Here is a 22,290-nt window from a genome sequence, read left to right as displayed (position 1 = left end):
GGTACTGCTTATTTAGGTGATGAGGATTAGATGTGACTTTTTGAGTTTTCATGACACTTGAGGAATGCGTGCGGGGCATAACCCGTTTATAAAAGTAGGCTTATTGAAATGTACTAGAAACTACATGTAAATTAATGGAATTATACGATATAATATGTCGAGTGGAATCGTAAATATCATTTTTGTCCTTCCTCCACGAAGAACCGGGCAACCTCAAAGCAAAAAAGTGAGTCTTGGGAAAAGGCTAGAAAGACTGAACGGCGAGAGTCAAATAGTCAAGTACGGGCTTTCTTTATACTAATCGTAATAATTGCTGTAGTAATATTATTCGCTAAATACAATCCGTGATTAAGTAATTAAGAGTGAAGTTGATGGAAGGACTGGGTTAAAGGATGATTAATGAAGGAGACCTGGTTATCCCCAAACATTCTAAACATTACAACACGCAGAACTGTGGATTTACCGTGCCACGGTTCGCCTCCATCGATCAAATCCACAACTTGTAGCTTAAAGATGACTTCTACGTGTTCTTTGTAGACGATCACCTTTTCTACATAGCTGCCGATGAACTTCTTGATCTCAGGAAGATTCCGGCTGGTGATGTGGTCCTGAAAGACAGAAAGCAGCTATCACAGATTATCTTCTGTAATGGCTGCTTTTTTTAATAGTTTTTTTCTATTGCATTTTACACCTAAAACTTATATTACAATACAGTTCGAAATATAAATATAAATTACTCTAAAAATACAGAGATAATATAACTTTTAACCATAAAATAAGTATAACAATTTCAAAGGGAATAAAATCAGGTTACTGACATCCCAGTAGCCTGATTTTTAGATATAATATTTTGGACGATAATACCAATTTATAAATTCGTAAAATGGAGGGGAAATCTTGCGTATAGTTGATACAAAAGAATTTGATAAAAAAATGATAACCGATTTTTTTATTTGTAATTGGGGAACTCCTCAAATGGTGATTTCTAGCGGGATCTATCAATGTGATGAGTTAGATGGATTTGCTATCGTAGATCATACAGAAAAGATTATGGGATTAGTCACTTATGTTATAAGCGATAATGAATGTGAAATCATTTCTTTAGATAGCAAAGATGAAAATAAGGGAATTGGTACTGCGTTATTGAATCAGGTAGAAGCAGTATCAAAAAAGAGCGGATGTTGCAAAATAAAATTAGTAACAACTAATGATAACTTACATGCTTTTTTATTTTATCAAAAAAAAGGTTATCAAATTGCGAAAATATTTCCAAACTCTGTTGAAAAGGCAAGGATCGTAAAACCTGGAATACCAAAAGTAGCGGATAATGGTATTCCGATTCGTGATGAAATTCTATTTGAGAAAAGCATATTATGAATATTATAAGGACAATTTGAATTACTTAAAATTATTTTGTGTAGTATTCTTGAATTAGAGATGGTACGGACTTCACGTTGAATGATGCTTTCGTCGGTACCGTCTTTTTTTGGTTGGAAGAGCTGCCTTCTCATTTAATTGCATTAGTTTCACTTCATATCCGTCGCCACTTCCCCGCTCATAGAGCGGATTTTTGCTCTTTAATAAGTTCGATTGCGGACCAAGTAACTCCAACTCTACAAACCTCGATTATCCAAACCGCTTAATAAAATTAATTGTATTACGGAAGATGCCCTTCAAATTAATAACACCTACTTTAAGCAAGGATGGATTCAATCCAATCCTTAGTCCGTTTCTATCCTCCCCTTCTCCTTTCAGAAATGTACATTGAAAATAACGCATTCTATGGTTCTTTCTGTAAACAAAATCTCGATTCTGGCCGATACATACATAAGATGGGTTATTGTTAAATATGCCCTCCTAATTTTATATTTTGAATGAAACTCTCATCTTTTTAAGAAGAAGGGACTACCCCTATGAACTATATGGACGAGCATATTTTAAGTCTCAAAAATAGGCTTAATTATGATGTTGCATCTAATAACGTAAATACGAGTCTTTCTCAAACTGTTATATCCGATCGCGATCAATCCGTTTTCGGGGAAAATCAGGCGTTGCGGTTAGGTGATGAGTTCATTACGTTGGAATGGAGGATAATTTTTGACGGACAAATGCAGGTAAGCGTCCCAAAATCTTTTAGCTTGATGCCACTGGAGCAGGCCAAATTTAAGTATCCTTCGGAATATCGTCCAGAGGTCATTTATACCTCGGAGGATGGAACGGTGAATATCACCTTTAATCGGACAGAGTCCACTTTGGCAGACGAGGAACTTTCTGAGTTTGTGGAGCAAATGGCGGACACTTTGCGAGCTGTACAACCAATCCGTAACTGGCTGGGCACTCAATTGATCGTGAATCATTGCGGTCTGTCCATTGGCATGATCCGTTTTATAGCTGCAGGCGTGGATACGAATTTGTACAACGAAATCCTGCTGTTCACCCATGCAGGACAGGTGATGATGGGGACGTTTAACTGTACGGAATCGGACATGGAGGTATGGATACCTGTAGCGGAAAACACAGTGCAGTCGCTTCATGCAGTTTCATTGCCCTTACAAACTACGCTTGAGAAAGGAGCGGATTCGCTATGAGTCTGGGCTACGATAATATCCAAATTCACCCCTACGAACTGGTTGAGCTGGAGCACCTTACCCTCGCGAAGAAAATCAACGAGCATACTCGGCTCTATTTTACAGGGATCATCCCGGAAGAAATGCAGGACAGCTATGTGGAAACGACGGAAAAGAACACGGTTATTGAGGTAAGCCAGCGCAATGAATCGGGTGAAAGTAAGCCGCTATTCAGCGGAATTGCGCTATCGGTCGAAGTGAAGGTTGTGCGGGATGTGTACTATCTGGAGGTAGAGGCCATCTCCCATACTTATCGGATGGATATTCAGCAACGCACCCGTTCTTTTCAATATACCAAAATGACGATTCCCCAGATGCTGGAGCAGATTGGTAAGGATTATGAGGGGTTGGATGTGATTGATGGAGCGACCGGTGGAGAGCCTATCGGACGGATTGCCATCCAGTATCAGGAGACGGATTGGGCTTTTTTAAGACGCATGGCTTCTCGCTATCATACGAGCCTGATGCCTGTGGCGCGTTTTGACAGTCCTAAATTTTATTTTGGCATTGAAGACAGCCCTGCACAGGCCGTGCTAGATCATACCCGTTATACGGTACGCAAGCAGATGCTGCCTTTTCGCTACTTTCAGGAAAATGAGCAGGCGAAGGTGAACGAAAATGATTTTATTTTTTATGAGGTGGAGACAGACGAGGTGCTGGATCTGGGCGCTCAGTTGACCTTTCAGGGACACAGTTTGTATGTCATTGAGGCTTATACGGAGATGAGGCAAGGGCTGTTGCGGCATCAATATGTGCTTGCCTCGTACAAAGGCTTACGGCAGAAAGGCTATTATCAGGAAAAGCTGGCGGGTGCTTCATTAGGCGGGGTGGTCGTAGACGTACGTCAGGATCAGGTACGTATCCATCTGGATTGCGACAAGAAGCAGGCGGTCGATCAGGCGCATTGGTTCAACTATTCGACGGTGTATAGCGGCGGGGGACATACAGGCTGGTACGTAATGCCGGAGAAAGGGGACCCGGTTTCACTCTATTTTCCGGGCAGCCGTGAAGAGGATGGGGTAGCAGGCAGTGCAGTCCGACGTGCAGACAGAGGAAGCGGGCATAACAAGCTTTCCAATCCGCAGATGAAAATATGGCGAACACCTCATGGAAAAGAAATTCGTTTGGGACCGGATGAACTGGTCGTGACGGGTAAAGATGGTGCTATTTTTATCAAGCTGGACGATAAGGAAGGCATTCATATTATGAGCAATAAACAGGTAAGTATCTCGGCGGGTGGTAATCTGAGCTTGTCGGCTGGGAAAACGATGAATTTGTCGGCAGGCAGCGAGCTGCGTATGGATTGCAATGGCAGTCATATTCAATTGAGTGGATCAGCGGATATGAAGGGCAGTGAAGTGAAGTCGAATTAGGCTGTAGGGCAGCGGACGAATGGCATCAGCCTGTAGATATGAGTATATGAAGAGCTTTGGGTGGTGATTGAGTACAAATGGAGAAGCCTATGGATGAGTTAGAACCGCAATGGCAAGCCATTTTGAATCAGGCGTGGTTTCTCATCCGCAGAGACTGGGCACTGAAGTTCAAGGTGGCGCAGGAGCAACGGATTCAAGCCTGTGTCGAAGAGTTTAGGGGATATTGCCAGCACATTCGGCAAGAGCAGCTTCAAGGAAGAAAAGGAAGGATCGGTTATATCACGTACTCTATGCTACGTACCACCTGGCTGGAAGAACGGCCTGCTTATTTCGTAGAGGCTTCCGATGTTTTATGGATGCTTGATCCGCAGCCGATCCGATTGGAATGGGATACAAGCTGGACATATTCCTACTGGACCGATTTGCAGCGACAATTGCGAGGGGAGGTAGAGAAGCAGCATGTTTCTCTATCGGAGCTTGAATGGGAGCAGATAATGTTGGAGGCAGCAGTACACATTCATGCGCTCGTTGTGAATGCGTTGCGTTTGGCGATGAAACAGGCGGTGTGCTTGCCGGAGTTTCAAGAGCTGGAGCGAGATGAGACGTTCGAGATTCGTGTGGGGGAATATATGGATCATAGTGTGTCGGTATATCGAGAAGATCGCAGAGCCATGGAGGCAAATGAAATCCAGTCGTGGTTGCAGGAAAGAGAAGAACATGCGTACAGCTATCAGGCGTTGACCCAAGTTGAACTATCGGATGGGGATTACAGCCTATTGGATTTCCGTTATACAGCCTTTCGCCAAATCAGAATGGAACACAGCCGTCTGCATGGTTGTATCCTGGTAGGAACGGTGTGGCAGGATAGTCAGCTAAATGGAATCGATTTGACATACAGCGTACTTCATGGAGCCAATTTTAGCGGATGCTCGTTGAAAGGGGCCATATTGGATGTCGTTATAGGTAACGCCGGCTATGGATCAGATGCTTCACTAGATTGGGAGCCATTGGGTTTTGCTGGCGTAGATTTCACAGGGGCGAGCTTGCAGGGGGCCCGTTTTCAAGATGCACAGTTGCGGGGAGCCATATTTCAAGAGGCGTTACTACAAAAAGCGTCCTTGGACGGAGCAGACCTCACGGATGCCTGCTTTGTTGGAGCAGATGTGACAGGTGCATCCTTTAAAGGGGCTTGCCTGATCGGGACTGATTTTACGGGTGCAAACGTACAAGGAGTCATTTTTACCGATGAACAGCGTAGAGGAGCCATTGGTTTGGAGTGGTCTACACAGGTCAGGGATGCTGCTAGCAAAAGGGGGTGGTTGCACTGAGATATTTCCGACTGATGGTAGACGAGCGGGTAAAGCATCGGGTGGAGCCTGCTGCGCTGTCTCCTTTGCAAGTAGAAGATATCCTGACGGAGGCCGAGGGACAGCAACAGCAGGATGAACCTCTTTTTTTGGCTGTACATACCGATCCACGAACAGTGTACCCGGATTTTTTGGAATTTCCCCTACCACTGGTGTCCGATCGGATGAAAGTATTATTGGAGAAATATATGCCGGAACTGAAGTGGAAAGCAGCCATCCTTACCGATTTCCAGCAGGCCAGACAGGAGGTATACTGGGTGCTTCGTCCGCCGATGGTGGACTGTTTGTCTACACAAACGGAATGGTACCTCAATGGTACGTTGAAGCGTTTGCTACTGAGACAGGGGGAGATAGAGCCCCCTGTTTTTCGGATTGAGGGACTGATCGAACCTTATATCTATATCCATTTGGCTGTGGCAGAAAGCCTGCTGCGCCGATCTTTTACAGGTATTCGAGTGCAAAGAGTTGAGATAGAAGCACTAAGGAGGATGGGGTAAGTGGGAGAAGCCCAGGTGAGACCGGGAACGGGTGCAAAAAAAAGCTATGTCGTGGCAGGAGCGATCTTAAGTTGTAGTTATGGCACACAACCTACCCGTTTGAAGAGACCTTTTAGCCATGGCGTCTACGTAAAAAACAAAGCACAAATGAACATTGGAGATTACGTTCCAGGGGTGAACATTCAGTCTTTTGGAAATTGCTCCAGTCCCTTAAATCCAGCTGTGCAGGCTAGTGAGATGGTAGACATCTATGGCGTGAAGAAGGCTCCGTGTGTTCCAGTCCTGACCATGCCGTGGCTGAATGGGAAAAGTGATGTGAAGATCGAAGGACAGCCGGCTTTGACACAAAACTGTACCCATCAATGTCTGTATTGTGGTCATATTCAAATTGAAAATGATGGACAGGAGCTGGACTAAGGGTCTGTTTCAAAGCTGTTAGGTTTCGAATTGTATTCGGGACGTGTATACAGTTGAACTGAAGGCTGCTTCGTATTCGTATCAGATGGATATCCAGATAAAGAAGCGATCTTATCAGGATATCCATCGTACCTACGATGGTCTGGTCACTGCAATAGTACGTTTAAAATACAAGTAATATCAGTATGGAGATGGCCTTGATATTATGGGGGTGAAAAGCAACTCAAGGGTCTATCTTCTTCCCTTTTTAATAAAGTGTTGACAAGAATAAAAAAATATTATATCTTTATATCAAGATAAATAATTTAAAGATAAAACAAACAGAAAATTTTGAATAGGGAGGTATACACATGATTGCGATTTTAGAAAGAATTAATCAGTTGGCAAACAAAGCAAAAGAAGTTGGGTTAACTGAAATTGAAAAAACGGAGCAAATGGATCTTCGCAAGGAATACCTTCAAATCTTCCGGGGCTCTGTACAAAGCATTCTCTTGAACGCTACGATTTATGATCCAAATGGAGATGATGTTACCCCTGAAAAACTTAGAAGAGAGCAGGCTAAAATCGTTAAACCATGAATTTAGCTTTGCTAAATATCTCTAATTTAAAAATCTTTAAATAATAAATATAATATGGAGCGTGATTTTATGTTGGCGAGTGGATTGTTGTTGATACGTTTGGTAGTAGGATTGCTATTTGTGGGGCACGGGGCTCAGAAGCTTTTTGGCTGGTTTGGCGGTTATGGTCCAAAAGGTACTGGTGGTTGGATGGAATCAATTGGGATCAAGCCCGGAGTATTGATGGCCGTGGCCGCTGGATTGATGGAATTGCTGGGAGGAGCTCTATTTGCTGTAGGACTGCTTACTCCACTGGCTGCACTGTTGATTACGATGACGATGCTCGGAGCGATTGTCAAAGTACATGGCCAAAACGGGATCTGGGCCACAGCTAACGGCTATGAATATCCGCTGGTTCTTATTGCTGTCGTAATCGGAATTGCGTTGACAGGGGCAGGTTCATATTCCATTGATGCAATACTTCATTAATACATGAACTTAGGTCATTAAAGATTATCAATAATGAAAAATAAGGATTTTTACAATTAAAAGGAGGATTTTATATGTCACTTCAAACTACAGGTATCCATCATATTACAGCTTTTGCTGGTAATCCGCAGGCAAATGTCGACTTCTATGCAAGTATTCTTGGACTTCGGTTAGTGAAGAAAACAATCAACTTCGATGCTCCTGAGGTTTATCACTTGTATTTTGGTAACGAGGCAGGAAGTCCTGGAACGATTATTACTTTCTTCCCGGCACCAGGAACCCCCAAAGGGCGAGTCGGAGGCGGTCAGGTGGGCATAACCTCGTATGTGGTACCGCCAGGTTCACTTGATTTTTGGCAGCACCGTTTGCAAAGCTTTGGTATTGAAGTTACGAAAACAAGCCGTTTTAATGAACAGTATCTTCAATTCGAGGATAATGAGGGCCTACGTCTTGAGCTTGTTGAACGTGCAGAAGGAGCGAACAGTACTTGGTCTTACAATGGCATTTCGGCTGATAACGCCATTAAAGGGTTCGGAGGCGCCGTACTATTTAGCGTCAATCCACAGAAAACGATGGATGCATTGGAGAGCATACTCGGATTTACGAAAATCGACGAAGACGCCGAATATGCTCGTTATCAGTCCGCTGGAGAAATCGGCAACATTGTGGATGTTCCGCTGGTCAAAATGGGCTTAGGCTTTGGTGGAGCAGGCACGGTACATCACATTGCATGGCGCGCAAAAGATTTCGAGCAACATGAAGAGTGGAGAAGCACAGTCCAGCATTATGGCTATCAGCCGACCCCAATCATCGACCGCCAATATTTTAATGCGATATATTTCAGAGAAGCGGGCGGCATACTATTTGAAATTGCTACAGATCCACCGGGATTTGCTAACGATGAACCTGCGGAATCTTTGGGGCAAAAATTAATGCTACCAGAGTGGTATGAACCGCAGCGGGCTCAGATCGAGGCAAACCTGCATCCTATTGAAGTGAGAACATTAACAGATAAACAAAAGTAAACGAAATAGCTGCTGTTTTGCATCCAGATAAAGTCACATAAATCCACAATCTCATTCGATTGTGGATTTTTCATTCGATGAATTACCTCCTGAAAATGAAATCCTCCGCAATTAACCTATATTTATGATTTGACTAATCTAATATACGACATTATCTATCCAAGACAGAACCTGCTTCCAGGTATATATCTCATGACCTTCCGCCCTCTTGTTATTACACCAGCTTTTCAGACTTTACTAACATTTCTCGTAACACATGAGCGACTCGGCTTTTCCGGTTCTCAGCTTTCCTTTGTATCGCTCGTAATGATTGTTGGTATGCTGGGGTGTTGTTGTGATAATAAAACTGCTTGGCAGCAATGCGTAGTGTCCTTCTCAACAACATAGCTGATGAACGTGTTAACCTGGAACGGAGTCCCCTGCGCAATACTCGCAGCGTATTTTTGTAGGTCTCAAAATCCTCGGATGGAGGAATCAGAGCAAATAAATTTAACGAGGAGTCATTGAACCCGTAAGTTTCATACATGATTCTTAGATTTTCCGTATTTAAAACGTTACCTCTAAGATGGGTTGGATGCTCCTGATGATACCCGACCACCTCTTTGATGCAATAAAAAGGGATTTTTAAGCGATGCAGTCTATAGCCAAGATCCCAGTCTTCGAGTCCGTACAGCACAAACCGTTCATTAAAACCTCCAATACGAATTAAGTGGTTGCGTCTGATGGCCACACAACGAGTTACTAGCATCATCCAGGGAGCTACGTCCGTTGAGGCAAATTGTTTCTGCGTATTGGGAGGAACCCTTGTGGGGCTAACGACTTTAGACAGTGCACCTGTTTGATGAAGGACATCATCAGGGGTGATGATCGGAACAATTTCATTCGCTGTTTCAAAGTCAGGATTCCATAAGCCGGATTGTGTAAGTATGCTCCGACAATGTTCTTTTTCTTCCAAAGAAAAATCAGGGTGATAGTGGGTAAATGCATCGTCCCACGAGTGCGGAATGCCTGAAAGCACAGATTTGGGATACTTGCGGTGATAACGGCTCACGGTTTTAATGAAATGAGGCAGCACCAAAAAGTCAGCGTCACAGAAAATGATGTATAGCCCTTTTGCTCGGCGCAGTCCCAAATTTCGAACGGCAGATCGACCGCGTTGTTCAGGGTGTGACACATAGATAAGAGGATAGGATGCTTTGAAGCCTTCGACCATTTCTTTCGTTCCGTCTGTAGAACCATCATCAGCTACAATGACTTCGAATAGTTGCTTCGGGTAGGTTTGTGATTCAAATGAAGCGAGTGTGAGCAACAGCTGCTGGGCGCGATTATAGGTTGGAATGATGACGCTGTAGCGGATAGCCAATGTGATCTCCCCCCACCATTCTAATTAGACAACCTTTGAACGAGATAAATAATAACAATGTATTCAAGGATTTTAGCCTGGTCTAGTCAAACAACCCACAAAGTTCGAAACAGGCTTGGTCCTATGCGGATGTTAATGTGGGTGTGATGTATATGTCATGGCAGCATTATGCATAAGGATGTAAAGTAAAAGGGACACAAACAAACATGAGATGAAATGGGCATGTTTATGGTAAACTATATGGAGTTATAGAAGACCTGAAAGAGGAGTACTATATGACACAATTTGTCTATAAGCAAATTATTGACGATCTTAAAATGAAAATTTTCGCTGGAAAGTTTGCAGATATGAGATTGCCAGATGAACGTAGTCTTAGTGAGACTTACCAGGTTAGTCGTAGTTCCATTAAACGTGCTCTGACTAAAATGGAGAGTGTCGGAATTATTTTCAAAAAACAAGGTTCCGGGACATTTATTAATCCCTTATACATAAGAAATGAATCTATCTTTAACTACGAGGGCTCTAATCTAGGAGTTACTGATAATTTTCAAATGCATGGCAAAAAGCCAAAAATCAAAGTATTGAGTTTTGAGGTCATTCCACCGACAGAAGAACTACAGCGCGATTTGTTCTTGGACACTCATGATTTTGTTTATAAAATCGTTCGCTTGCGTCTGTTTGATGATGATCCATTTATGATCGAAACGGGCTATATCCCCATTAAAATTGTCCAGGATTTAAATCAGACCATTATTGAGGGTTCCATTTTTAATTATTTGGAGGACTCGCGGAACCTGGCCGTCACCAAATCCTTTTTATCTATTTTTGCAGAACCGTCTGAAGAGAATGATCAAAAGCTACTGCAATTGAAAGAAAATGAACCCGTAGGCATTATGGAGGGTGTTTTCTTTTTGGATAACGGTACCCCATTTGAATTTTCGCATATGCGATTTCACTACAAATATTTGAAATTTAATACCTTTGTATCGGTACACTAATGAAAAGACTGGAGAATTCTCCGGTCTTTTTTTTATAGTTTTGAAAAAGGATTAGAGTCTGCAAACTCTTCATTTATCACAAATTTTATTGGTTTATCCTGCTATATATTTTAATGTAAGAGCTTTTTTACTGTCTTTTTAATTTATATTTCATAGTATGTTCAAAATTTCACAAAATTGGACCGTATCACTTGTGAAAAAGGTTGAATTAATTCAGTGTAGCGTTATGATGTACATGTAGATGAAATTTCCGGAAATAAATTACAAACAAAATTACTAGGGAGTGGACACCATGGCTTTATCACCCGTGTTAGAAGATTACTCGTCTAAAACATATTTGGAAAAACTTGATGCATACTGGCGTGCAACGAACTACATTTCAGTAGGTCAGCTTTATTTAAAAGACAATCCTTTGTTGAGAGAACCTTTGAAAGATTCGGATGTAAAGGTTAAGCCTATTGGACACTGGGGCACGATTCCAGGCCAAAACTTTATTTATGCTCATCTTAATCGTGTTATTAATAAATATGATTTGAACATGCTTTACATTGAAGGTCCTGGTCACGGCGGCCAAGTTATGGTTTCAAATTCATATCTTGATGGAAGCTACACCGAAATTTATCCGCAAATCACGCAGGATATCCCAGGTATGAAGAAACTGTTCAAACAATTTTCATTCCCTGGCGGTATTGCTTCACATGCTGCGCCTGAAACCCCTGGATCTATCCATGAAGGCGGGGAGCTGGGCTATTCCCTTTCTCATGGTGTAGGTGCTATTTTAGATAATCCGAATCTGATCTCGGCTGTTGTTATTGGGGATGGTGAAGCTGAAACGGGTCCATTGGCCGCTTCGTGGTTCTCTAACCGATTTATCAATCCAATCACGGATGGCGCAGTGCTGCCGATCTTACATTTAAATGGCTTCAAAATTAGTAACCCAACGATTATGTCTCGCCAATCAAAAGAAGAGTTAACCTCGTTCTTTAAAGGTTTGGGTTGGGAACCATTCTTTGTTGAAGGTGAAGATCCTGATCACATGCACCCAGAAATGGCGAAAGTATTGGATACTGCCATCGAAAAGATTGAAGCTATTCAAAAGAATGCGCGTGAAAATAATGACCTTACTCGTCCGGCGTGGCCAGTGCTTATCTTCCGTTCCCCTAAAGGCTGGACAGGTCCAAAGGAATGGGACGGCGTGCCGAATACAAATTCGTTCCGTGCCCACCAGGTTCCAATTCCGGTCGATCAAAAAAATATGCAGCACGCACCTGCTTTATTAGAATGGCTGAATAGCTATAGACCAGAGGAATTGTTTGACGAAAACGGTCGTTTAAAAGCTGAGATTGCTGAAATTTTACCTACTGGCGATAAACGAATGGGAATGAACCCTGTTGCGAATGCAGGTAACCTTATTAAAGACTTGAAATTGCCTGATTTCCGTAACTATGCGCTGGATAACTCCACGCCTGGTAAAGTGATTGCGCAAGATATGTCGGTTTTGGGCAAATACGTTAAAGATGTGGTTGTTTTAAATGAAGAGAATCGTAATTTCAGAATCTTCGGGCCTGATGAAACGATGTCTAATCGCTTGGCACCTGTTTTTGAAGTAACCAAACGCCAATGGATGGATCAAATTATTGAGCCTAATGATGAATTCTTGTCATCGTATGGTCGTGTCATTGATTCCCAATTATCTGAACACCAAGCTGAAGGATTGCTGGAAGGTTACGTGTTAACAGGTCGTCATGGTTTCTTTGCAAGTTACGAAGCCTTCCTGCGTGTGGTTGACTCGATGATCACTCAACACTTCAAATGGCTGCGTAAAGCAACGGATCAAGGATGGCGTGCAGATATCCCATCATTGAATGTTGTAGCAACTTCAACGGTCTTCCAACAGGATCATAACGGGTATACACACCAAGATCCAGGTTTGTTAGGTCATTTGGCTGATAAGAAACCAGAATTTATTCGTGAGTATTTGCCAGCTGACGCCAACTCTCTTTTAGCTGTTTTTGACACTATTTTAAATGACCGTCAAAAGATCAATTTGGTTGTTTCGTCCAAACACCCACGTCCACAATGGTTCTCTGCTGATGAAGCGAAAGAATTGGTAGACAAAGGGTTGAAGATTATTGACTGGGCAAGTACAGATCAAGGCGGAGAGCCTGATATTGTCATCGCTTCTGCTGGTACAGAGCCAACGATTGAAAGCTTAGCTGCGATCTCGATCTTGCATAAAAAACTGCCTGACTTGAAGATTCGCTACATCAACGTAGTAGACTTACTGAAGCTGAGAAGCCAAAAGTTAGATCCTCGTGGATTATCTGACGCTGAGTTTGACCAATTTTTCACAAAGGACAAGCCAGTCGTATTCGCTTTCCATGGTTACGAAGGTCTGATCAAAGACCTGTTCTTTGATCGTCATAACCATAATCTGCATGTACATGGTTATCGTGAAAATGGCGATATTACGACACCATTTGATATGCGTGTATTGAATCAAATGGACCGTTTTGACTTGGTGAAGGAAGCTGTTCTAAGCTTACCTAACGCTGGAAAGTACGCAAATATTGCGGATGAAATGGATGCAATAGTTAAGAAACATCATCAGTTCATTCGTGAAGAAGGTATTGACTTGCCAGAGGTAGAGAACTGGGTATGGGAAGGCCTGAAATAAAAAAGTATAGTACATTTCAGCTTTGTGTTGGACAACCAAGCAGTCAAGTATGAGCTGGAATATATGATTTAGTAGTAGTATAGATGTGCCTGACCCCTTGAATTCAAGTAGGATTTCAACGGGGATCAGGCACTTTTTGATGTAGCACACTGAGAATTTAATAAGGAAGTCACGAGCAAGTGGGTAATAAGTATATGGGAACCGAATGGTTCACTGTATTTTGTCTGAATATTGAAGAGGTGTTATGGTATAAGAGAATAGGAGAGGAGGCTGTTAATATGAACCATCAAATTCCAGAGAAGGTATTGAATGATGGCACTAAGGTGCCTGCCATTGGATTTGGAACTGCTGGGTTGAAGGGTGCAGATGGAGTAAAAGTGATAACCAGCGCGATTGATGCGGGTTACCGTCTGATTGACACAGCTTTTAACTATGAAAATGAGGGCGCTGTCGGGAAAGCTGTCCAGCAGAGTTCAGTACCGAGAGAAGAATTGTTGATTTGCTCCAAACTTCCAGGTCGTCGACATGCATATCAGGAAGCCATTGTCACGATCGAAGAGTCACTATATAGAGGCGGTTTGGACTATTATGATCTGTATTTGATCCATTGGCCGAATCCCAAAATCGATCGGTATGTTGAAGCCTGGCAGGCATTGATTGAGGCGAAGAAGCGGGGCTATATTCGTTCGATCGGGGTCTGCAATTTCCTGCCTGAGCATAATGAACGATTGATTCGGGAAACAGGTATCGCGCCGAGCATCAATCAAGTTGAATTGCATCCATTGTTTAACCAGGAGCATCAGCGTGCAAAAGATGCTGAACAGGGCATTGTGACGGAATCGTGGAGCCCTTTGGGTCGCGGTCACAGCATGATGGAAAATGAAGAGATTGGGAAAATTGCCGCTGCTCATGGCAAAACCGCGACACAAGCGATTTTACGTTGGCATATTCAACTGGGAGCGATCCCAATTCCTAAGGCTTCTTCTGTAAAACATCAGACGGAAAATCTGGACATTTTTGATTTTGAGTTGTCACCAGAGGAAATGAACATGATTTCAGCGCTTAGCAGGGAAGATGGACGGCTATGGGACCAGGACCCCAATTCCTATGAAGAACTGTAATCTACAACAATGAATTCGAAGGGTTCAAAAATCTGTAGAGGGTTTTTGAACCCTTTGCTTTTTAGTAATAGCGGAAAGGATGCGATAGGCCTGAATATAGCTATGATGAATGATGAACATTTTTAACCGGATATGATGTATGATATGGGGGAATGCAGTCTTTTTGAAGGAGGGCATCATGGGGATTTTATCAAGGTTTAAGGATATTATGAAGGTGAATATCAGCGCCTTATTGGATAAGGCGAGCGATCCGGAGAAGACCATTGATGATCATATGCGGAACTTGAACAGTGATCTGGGCAAGGTGAAAGCGGAAACGGCCTCGGTACTAGCTGATGAGAAAAGAGCGAAAAGAGCACTGGATGAATGTAGAGCTGAGATCAAAAAGCTCCAGCATTATGCAAGTAAGTCTGTGGAAGCTGGCAATGAAGATGAGGCTCGAAAGTTTCTGGAACGTAAAATCTTGCAGGCAGAGAAACTGGAATCGTTACAGACCTCTTATGACTTGGCTTCGGCAAACGCCGTACATATGAAACAAATGCAGGAGAAATTGGTGTCCGATATAGGGCGTCTGGAAGTGCGGCGTGCCGAACTTAAAGGGAAGCTGGCGATCGCCAAAGCACAGCAAACCTTGAATGCTATGGGCGACCATGATTCTGTATTCGAAGCCTTGGAAGAGAAGGCAAACAAGGCATATGATGAAGCGATGGCGATAGCTGAGCTCCGGGGAGAGACGAAGGACGACCTGGATGCGTTATTCACGCAATATGAGAAGAGTACCAATGCGGAAGATGAGCTGGCTGCAATCAAGCAGAAAATCAATTCCAAAGAATCATAATAGTTTCTACATGAAGAGGTGAGCAGATGCCGGTTATCGAATACAAATGCCCCAACTGCGGCAGCGGCATGGTCTTTGACAGTGAGACAGGAATGTTATCTTGCCATAGCTGCGGAAGAGAGGACAACATCGATACGATTCCTGATCCTCTGACCAATCGTGTTTTTTCAGAAGATGAGGCCCATGAGTATCATTGCAATAACTGTGGAGCAGTGATTATGACCGAAGTGGAGACGAGTGCAACGGTGTGCAGCTTTTGTGGTTCTGCCGTGGTACTGGGTGATCGACTGACCGGGAAGCTGGCTCCGGCGCAGGTTATTCCCTTTTCGATCAGCAAGGAAGAAGCCATAGCTGCGTTCAAAAAATGGTGCAAGAATGGCCGTCTGACACCGAACCGATTTATGATAGCCGATCGAATCAAGGGAATAACCGGTATGTATGTCCCCTTCTGGTTATATGAATTACATAATCAAATTGAGGTTCAAGGTGAAGGTACCCAAGTGAGAACCTATACGAGCGGAGATTACGAATATACAGAAACGAAGCATTTTGATGTATATCGGAAAATCCGTTTGAATTACGTGAAGGTTCCGATTGATGCTGCGGAGAAAATGAATGACGAGCTGATGGATAAATTGGAGCCTTTTCCTTATGATCAGCTCAAATCTTTTAAAACGCCATATTTAGCGGGCTATATTGCGGAAAAGTATAGTTATAACGAAGAGGAGCTTTTCCCGCGCGTGAAAGACAAAGTGAAGGAATATATTGATGCTTATATTCAGTCCACGGTGTCAGAGTATACGTCTGTGAGTTACACGGAAAAGCAAATTGATACTACATTAAAACAAGCGGATTATGTCCTGCTCCCAGTATGGGTCATCCACTATGACTACAATCAATTGGAGCATACGTTTGCGATGAACGGTCAGACGGGCAAAGTAGTTGGTAAGCCTCCGATTAGCAAGTTCAAAGTGACAGCTTGGTTTGCAGGCATTTTCGGCATAACTCTCTTTTCATTAAGGTTCATAACTTGGCTAATAATGGGGGGAGGATTCTATTGAAAAAATATAGAGCCATTGTGGCTGTTTTGTTGTTCTTTGCTGTTTTTCTAGCGGTTCCTATGGAAATGAAGGGCGAAGTAGCAACGACAGAGATGAAGCCATTGATTTTTGACGAGGCGAGTCTACTTAATCAGGAAGAGTATGATGTGTTGAACTCTATGGCTAATCAATACGGAGCTGAAAGAGAGACAGACATTATTATTTATACGACCAACAATCCCGACAATATGGATGTTATGAAGATGACACAGGATTTTTATGATGATCATGGTCCAGGGTATGACAGGGCTCATGGAAATGCAGTCATCTTAACGATGGATATGAGGAATAGAGAGGTGTACTTGGCCGGATTTTATAAGGCAGAACGGTATCTGGATGACGACAGGCTTACGAAAATCCGCCATGAAATTACCCCGGATCTGACGAATGGCAACTATGGACTTGCCTTTCAAAAGTATATTCTCGGCGCGCACAAATATTTGGCTATCCGCCCAGGGGTGAATCCGGACAGTATATTTTTCAAAGGCTGGCTTCACTTGGCGATTGCGCTGGGATTGGCGTCTATTATTGTAGGTAAGATGGTTTCGAGTTCCGGCGGTCGGGTTACGGTAAATCGGCAGACCTACGAGGATGCAAGCACCTCAGGGGTTCTTGCACATCAAGATCTGTACACTCACACCACGACAACGAAGCGGAAGATTGAAAAGAGCAGTAGCAGCAGCTCATCAGGCGGAGGGGGCGGAACCACCAGCGGCGGTCATTCGCATAGTGGCAGCAGAGGATCATTTTAACGGAAGGGATGGATACAGCACATGGGATTCTTCAGAAATCAATTTGCAAATGTAGTAGAATGGGAAGAATTTAGGGATGATATGATTTTTTGGAAATGGAGCAATCGTGAAATTAAAAAAGGCAGTAAATTAATCATCCGCTCCGGTCAGGACGCGATTTTTGTCAATAACGGCAAGATCGAGGGTATCTTTGAGAATGAAGGGTCATATAACATGGACTCGGATATTATTCCATTTCTATCGACATTAAAAGGGTTCAAGTTCGGTTTTAACAGCGGCATGCGGGTGGAGGTCTTGTTCGTTAATACGAAGGAGTTTACGGTCAAATGGGGAACACAAAATCCGGTTTTGATTCCGACCCCCCAATTGCCAGGCGGGATGCCGATTCGGGCCAACGGTACGTTTAATTTTAAAGTAAATGATTATGTTACGCTTATTGATAAGATTGCCGGGGTAAAGGACAGTTATCTTGTAGAGGACGTTAAAATACGCATTACTTCGGTGTTGGATCAGTTATTGATGAAGTGGATCAGCAGAGAAGGCAAGGACATGTTTAATCTACAGGCAAATGCTTCTGATATTTCGAAGGGCATTCAAGAAGACCTGGATATGCAAGTGATGGACAACGGTATGACGATTACAGGCTTTCATGTGATGAGCTTCAATTATCCTCAAGAAATTCAGGATATGATTACGAAGACGGCTTCTCATGAAATGATCGGTAATCTGCAAAAGTACCAACAAGTGACGATGACTGACGGTATGGCATCGGGGAATGTAAAAGGCGGCGGTGCTGCGTCGGATATGGCGAGTATGATGATGGGCATGAATATAGCCAATGAAATGATGAAAAATTTGAACCCAAGTCAACAGCCTCAGGCTGAGACTCAGCCTGCACCCGATACCCCCACTCCTTCTGGCGACGGTAAAAGGCCAAATTTTTGTCCGAATTGTGGTACAAAAAACGAGGGAGCTAACTTTTGTCCGAATTGTGGACATAAATTGAACGGATAGCTTTGTAAACCAAACAGCAGTTGTTGCAGAGTATTCTCTGTGATAACTGCTTTTTTATTGTAGTTTGTTCAAGCATTTTCTTTATAAATCTGATTTATTGGATTGAAAAAAGTACACAGGATAAGGTACTATAGCTATATAGTATGTATTTATATTAACTAATTAGGTATTACATTAATAAACTATAGGTATAGGAGCCACAAAGATGACCAAATTCCAAGATCAAATCATTGCGCGGTACAAGTTTGATGATGCAGAGAACGTCGGCAAGGATAGCTCCGGACAAGGTAATGACGGGATTGCTTCAGGCACAGCAGCACCTACGATCTCCCATGCTACAGGAAGAGCGGCTTTGGCACTTGAGGGAGGACCCAACGGAACATCTTATATTCAGCTCCCTTCCGATCTGTTCAAAGATGTAAGCGATAACACCGGTGTTACAGTGACGGCTTGGGTAAACTTCGGCAGATTCACGGATATGTGGGAACGTGTTTTTGACTTTGGTAAGGCGCATACTGGGCCTTATATGTTTATGACACGGAATCTGCGCGGAACTCTTTTCACTGAGGTGGATTTGTCCGTAGACCCAGGAAGAGGCTTTGTCAGGGATGAGTGGATGCACATAGCCCTGTCTGTCATCGGCACAAAAGGCGGTACATTAAGCAGTGCGGGACCGGTGGTATATGTTAATGGTGAAGTGGCAGCAGACGGTTCCATTAGCCAAACCTCCAGTGGTAACTATGCCAAGCTGCGCAAATGGTTCGAAACATTTGCAGATACGACCAACTATAGTAACAATTTTATCGGTCGTTCCCAACATGCAGCCGATGTAGACTTTGCTGGCTCGGTTTCGGACTTCCGAATTTATAAAGCAGGTTTGACGGCGGATGAAATTATTGAGGTCATGTGCGATTCATTGACAGATGAAGAGATCGTGAAGCTTGCCCGAGATAAGTATTTATCATTTCCGACGACAATTATAACCAAAGACATAGCTCTGCCAACGGTTCTGATGGGTGGAAGAGTAGAAGTGACCTGGAAATCCAGCCAGCCTAGTATACTCTCTGACCATGGTCAGGTTCAGGCGATTACTTCCGCACAGGGAGTCACCGTTACGGCTCTCTTGACCAGAGGTTCAAGCAGGATAGAAGAAAGCTTTGAAGTATCCGTTCTTCCAGAACAGTTGCCTCCATACACGCTGACCATTCATGGGAATAAAGAAGTTGTGGATGTCAGCGAAGTGATGTACGGCTTGTTCTACGAAGATATCAATAACGCGGCAGATGGCGGGATATATGCAGAACTTGTACAAAATCGCTCCTTCGAATCCTTTGAGTTTGATACGTATTCCCATGCTTCTGGTGAATGCGGCTGCTCTACAGGACGGAACCGCAATCCATTGTTCGCCTGGTCTGGTGATACGGACAAGATGGCTCCACAACATAGCGGTGGATTAAATGAGTTTTTGGGTGCAAAAGACAAGGATGTGAACTCTTATTATGTGACGGTAGCGGATGGGGCAACGATTCGAAACAAAGGCTTTTCCGATTCTAACCAGAATTGTGCCATGTCCATCCAAGAAGGTGCCAAGTATGAGTTTACCATCTGGGCAAAGGCCGAATCTGCGGGTACAATCACACTGCAACTTCAAGACTCGAAGGAGAAGGCTATCAGTGATTCGGTAACCGTACAGGTGGAAGGTGGAAACACATGGAAAAAATATGGCGTCAACTCCAAGCTGGTACTGACAGGTACAGCTACGATTCTGGGGCAGCTGGCGCTTACATTTGAAGGCGACATTTCCATTGATATGGTCTCCTTATTCCCACAAGATGTATGGGGGGCAGGAGAGGAAGAGCAATCCCCATCGGCACACGCCAACTATCAGGGTAATCCGAACTACCGATTGAGAAAAGATCTGGTGAACGCACTGGTCGGCATGCATCCGAAGTTTTTGCGTTTTCCAGGGGGATGTATTTCCGAAGGATCGTTTATATGGGAAAACGTATATGACTGGAAGGAATCCATTGGGGATATCGAGCTGCGCAAGGAAAACTTTAATGTATGGGGCTATATGATGACCATGGGTCTTGGTTATATGGAATACTTCCAGTTGGCAGAAGACCTCAATGCAGCTCCGCTTCCAGTTATGGCCTGTGGTGTGCTCTGCCAAGCCCGCTCGGATTATGCTCATCCGGCTGGCGGCGCATTAAGAGAATACTATATCAAGAATTTTACGGATCTGATCGACTTTGCGATCAGCGTTGATTTTGAACACAATGAATGGGCCGCCATGCGTAAAAAAATGGGCCATGAAGCACCGTTCGATCTGCGTTATCTGGGCGTGGGGAACGAAAACTGGGGCACAGAGTTCTTCGCCAACTTTGAAGTGTTCAAGACATCGATTGATGAGTACATGGAGAAAAACTACCCAGGATATGAGCTGCACATTATCTCCACGGTTGGCGCTCAAGCAGACGACGATGCCTATCAACAGGGCTGGAAGTTCCTGAGCGGTAACATGGAGGGCTCTGCCAAGGTTGCTTTTGCGGACGGTAACCAGGTGACGGAAGAAACTGTAACCTGGTATGAGAAGCAAAAAGACTATATGGACACCATTGCCGATGAGCACTATTACCGTTCTAATGAGTATCTGTTGAATAATGTGGACCGCTATAATTATTACTATAGAGCTTATAACGCTGATGGCAGTGTCAACTGGAAAGAAACGTCGAAGGTGTTTGTTGGGGAGTATGCCTCGACAGATAAAAATACATTGGCAGGCGCAGTCGCAGAAGCAGCAGTGATGACGGGCTTCGAAAATAATGCCGACGTCGTCCGGTTGGCTGCCTATGCGCCGCTGTTTAACAAAGTCTTGACGGACGGAACGTACAGATGGACGCCGGATTGTATCTGGTTCGATGACGAAACTGTATGGTTTACACCAAACTATTATGTGCAGCAAATGTATGCCAAATATTTGGGGAATAAAGTATTGGCCACTTCGTTCTCTACTTACAAAAACGGCCAGCCAATTGACCTCATTCCTCAGGGTGGAATTGAGATCGCGACAGGTAACGCCGAGGTTGTGGTTAAGCGTGTGACTGTTACTTCGAATAAGGACGGCAGTGTGCTGCTGGATCAAGATTTTACCAAGGCATTGAATTCAGACTGGAAGGTTATTCCTGGTTCCGTGGGATATACGGTGGAGGAAGGCAAGGGGCTTGTCCTCAAAGCCCAAGATAGCGGGCTGAACGGCCTGTACATCTTGAACGACAGCTGGAACAACTATAAGGTAGAGGTCGTTGCTTCCCGCATTTCCGGCACGGACGGTTTTTATGTGGGCGCAGGTCTCACGGATATTACCGCTGAGAAAAAGAACGTCATCGAATACGCGATTGGCTATGGCGGCAATGCTACCGGCGTGAAGGTTTACAAGCAAGGCATAGAAGGCTATACCATGGGTGACTACTCTTCCAGTACAGCTGCGGGCAACTTGAGAGCAGCCAGCTATGAAGAACTGGCCGATAATACCGACTACACCATCACGGTGAACTATGGGGGAGAAACGGGCAGCAACCTGATTTGCTCCTACACGGACGGCAAGACAACCAGCAAAGTGCTGGATTACAAGCTGGAGGCTTATAACAGAGACGTGTTTCATTCGGTGACCCGAGATGCTGAACATGTATATGTGAAGCTTGTGAATGCCGACAACGTAGATAAGGCAACGCAGCTGAATCTACAAGATTTGAATGTTGAGTCCAGCGCCAAGCTGATTACACTAACCGGCGATTCCTCGCTTGTTCATGTACCTAACGTGAATAAGAAAAATGATGAAAAGGTAGTGCCTACCGAACATCAGGTCACACTTCATACAGATTCTGTCCTCTTACAATTACCGGCTAATTCGGTAAATGTACTGGTACTGGATCTTAAAGCGTAGGGTACGAGATAGTTAAGGTAAGGATGTTGGAACCTTTTCCCGCTTAAAAACAAAAAGGGGTGTCCCAAGTAGCCGTTTTATGGCTTTTAGGACACCCCTTTTTCTATGGATCAAGTCAGAACGTTGTTG

General features: G+C 43.7%; 18 protein-coding genes. 17 read left to right on the top strand and 1 reads right to left on the bottom strand.

Annotated features, from left to right (window positions below; genetic code table 11):
* The first annotated feature begins 933 nt into the window (after positions 1 to 933).
* The 9 genes from ACXHJ1_RS05620 to ACXHJ1_RS05580 all read left to right on the top strand — a co-directional run bounded on the left by ACXHJ1_RS05620 (position 934) and on the right by ACXHJ1_RS05580 (position 8,352).
* Complete coding sequence (locus tag ACXHJ1_RS05620) at positions 934 to 1,377, top strand: GNAT family N-acetyltransferase (RefSeq protein WP_174821129.1); 444 nt, start codon at positions 934 to 936, stop codon at positions 1,375 to 1,377.
* Between the two features lie 536 nt (positions 1,378 to 1,913).
* The gene (locus ACXHJ1_RS05615; RefSeq protein ID WP_457905758.1) at positions 1,914 to 2,588 is read left to right on the top strand and encodes a hypothetical protein; all 675 of its coding nucleotides are present in this window, start codon (positions 1,914 to 1,916) and stop codon (positions 2,586 to 2,588) included.
* The gene (locus tag ACXHJ1_RS05610) at positions 2,585 to 4,000 is read left to right on the top strand and encodes a hypothetical protein (protein ID WP_457905757.1); all 1,416 of its coding nucleotides are present in this window, start codon (positions 2,585 to 2,587) and stop codon (positions 3,998 to 4,000) included. The genes ACXHJ1_RS05615 and ACXHJ1_RS05610 overlap by 4 nt, the downstream gene beginning before the upstream one ends.
* Positions 4,001 to 4,077: 77 nt before the next feature.
* Positions 4,078 to 5,328 (top strand): pentapeptide repeat-containing protein, encoded by a 1,251-nt coding sequence (locus ACXHJ1_RS05605; protein WP_457905756.1) that lies wholly within the window; start codon positions 4,078 to 4,080, stop codon positions 5,326 to 5,328.
* Between the two features lie 14 nt (positions 5,329 to 5,342).
* Positions 5,343 to 5,864 carry a hypothetical protein gene (locus ACXHJ1_RS05600; protein WP_457906165.1) on the top strand — a complete coding sequence of 174 codons (522 nt, stop codon included), beginning with the start codon at positions 5,343 to 5,345 and terminating at the stop codon, positions 5,862 to 5,864.
* Positions 5,865 to 6,281, top strand: a complete 417-nt coding sequence (locus ACXHJ1_RS05595; protein WP_016820136.1) for a DUF4280 domain-containing protein — start codon at positions 5,865 to 5,867, stop codon at positions 6,279 to 6,281.
* 350 nt (positions 6,282 to 6,631) lie between these two features.
* Positions 6,632 to 6,859: a DUF896 domain-containing protein gene (locus ACXHJ1_RS05590; RefSeq protein ID WP_016820137.1), complete on the top strand. Its 228-nt coding sequence runs from the start codon at positions 6,632 to 6,634 to the stop codon at positions 6,857 to 6,859.
* Between the two features lie 69 nt (positions 6,860 to 6,928).
* A complete protein-coding gene (locus tag ACXHJ1_RS05585) occupies positions 6,929 to 7,327 on the top strand; it encodes a DoxX family protein (RefSeq protein WP_457905755.1) in 399 nt (132 codons plus the stop codon).
* 74 nt (positions 7,328 to 7,401) lie between these two features.
* Entirely contained in the window at positions 7,402 to 8,352 is a 951-nt protein-coding gene (locus ACXHJ1_RS05580) for a ring-cleaving dioxygenase (protein ID WP_457905754.1), read from the top strand.
* Positions 8,353 to 8,566: 214 nt separating this feature from the next.
* Here the strand turns inward: ACXHJ1_RS05580 and ACXHJ1_RS05575 are convergent, their stop codons facing one another.
* On the bottom strand, positions 8,567 to 9,715 hold the full coding sequence (locus ACXHJ1_RS05575) for a glycosyltransferase (protein WP_457905753.1): 1,149 nt from the start codon (positions 9,713 to 9,715) through the stop codon (positions 8,567 to 8,569).
* A 275-nt stretch (positions 9,716 to 9,990) separates the two neighbouring features.
* Between ACXHJ1_RS05575 and ACXHJ1_RS05570 the strand changes: the two genes are divergently transcribed.
* The 8 genes from ACXHJ1_RS05570 (at position 9,991) to ACXHJ1_RS05535 (ending at position 22,161) form a co-directional block, all read left to right on the top strand.
* A complete protein-coding gene (locus ACXHJ1_RS05570) occupies positions 9,991 to 10,713 on the top strand; it encodes a GntR family transcriptional regulator (protein ID WP_016820141.1) in 723 nt (240 codons plus the stop codon).
* A gap of 292 nt (positions 10,714 to 11,005) precedes the next feature.
* Positions 11,006 to 13,390 carry a phosphoketolase family protein gene (locus ACXHJ1_RS05565; protein WP_457905752.1) on the top strand — a complete coding sequence of 795 codons (2,385 nt, stop codon included), beginning with the start codon at positions 11,006 to 11,008 and terminating at the stop codon, positions 13,388 to 13,390.
* Between the two features lie 278 nt (positions 13,391 to 13,668).
* Positions 13,669 to 14,511, top strand: coding sequence for an aldo/keto reductase (locus tag ACXHJ1_RS05560; RefSeq protein WP_457905751.1), 843 nt, complete (start codon positions 13,669 to 13,671; stop codon positions 14,509 to 14,511).
* A 178-nt stretch (positions 14,512 to 14,689) separates the two neighbouring features.
* Complete coding sequence (locus tag ACXHJ1_RS05555) at positions 14,690 to 15,349, top strand: PspA/IM30 family protein (protein WP_457905750.1); 660 nt, start codon at positions 14,690 to 14,692, stop codon at positions 15,347 to 15,349.
* Positions 15,350 to 15,375: 26 nt separating this feature from the next.
* On the top strand, positions 15,376 to 16,410 hold the full coding sequence (locus ACXHJ1_RS05550) for a TFIIB-type zinc ribbon-containing protein (protein ID WP_457905749.1): 1,035 nt from the start codon (positions 15,376 to 15,378) through the stop codon (positions 16,408 to 16,410).
* A complete protein-coding gene (locus ACXHJ1_RS05545; RefSeq protein WP_330721337.1) occupies positions 16,407 to 17,201 on the top strand; it encodes a TPM domain-containing protein in 795 nt (264 codons plus the stop codon). The genes ACXHJ1_RS05550 and ACXHJ1_RS05545 overlap by 4 nt, the downstream gene beginning before the upstream one ends.
* Before the next feature lie 21 nt (positions 17,202 to 17,222).
* Complete coding sequence (locus ACXHJ1_RS05540) at positions 17,223 to 18,215, top strand: SPFH domain-containing protein (RefSeq protein ID WP_457905748.1); 993 nt, start codon at positions 17,223 to 17,225, stop codon at positions 18,213 to 18,215.
* A gap of 205 nt (positions 18,216 to 18,420) precedes the next feature.
* The gene (locus tag ACXHJ1_RS05535; protein ID WP_457905747.1) at positions 18,421 to 22,161 is read left to right on the top strand and encodes an alpha-L-arabinofuranosidase C-terminal domain-containing protein; all 3,741 of its coding nucleotides are present in this window, start codon (positions 18,421 to 18,423) and stop codon (positions 22,159 to 22,161) included.
* The last annotated feature ends 129 nt before the right edge of the window (positions 22,162 to 22,290 follow it).

The sequence above is a fragment of the Paenibacillus sp. ALE2 genome, from assembly GCF_054113385.1.
Note: the sequence above shows the minus strand (reverse complement) of the source record. Positions and strands in the feature narration are given on the sequence as shown.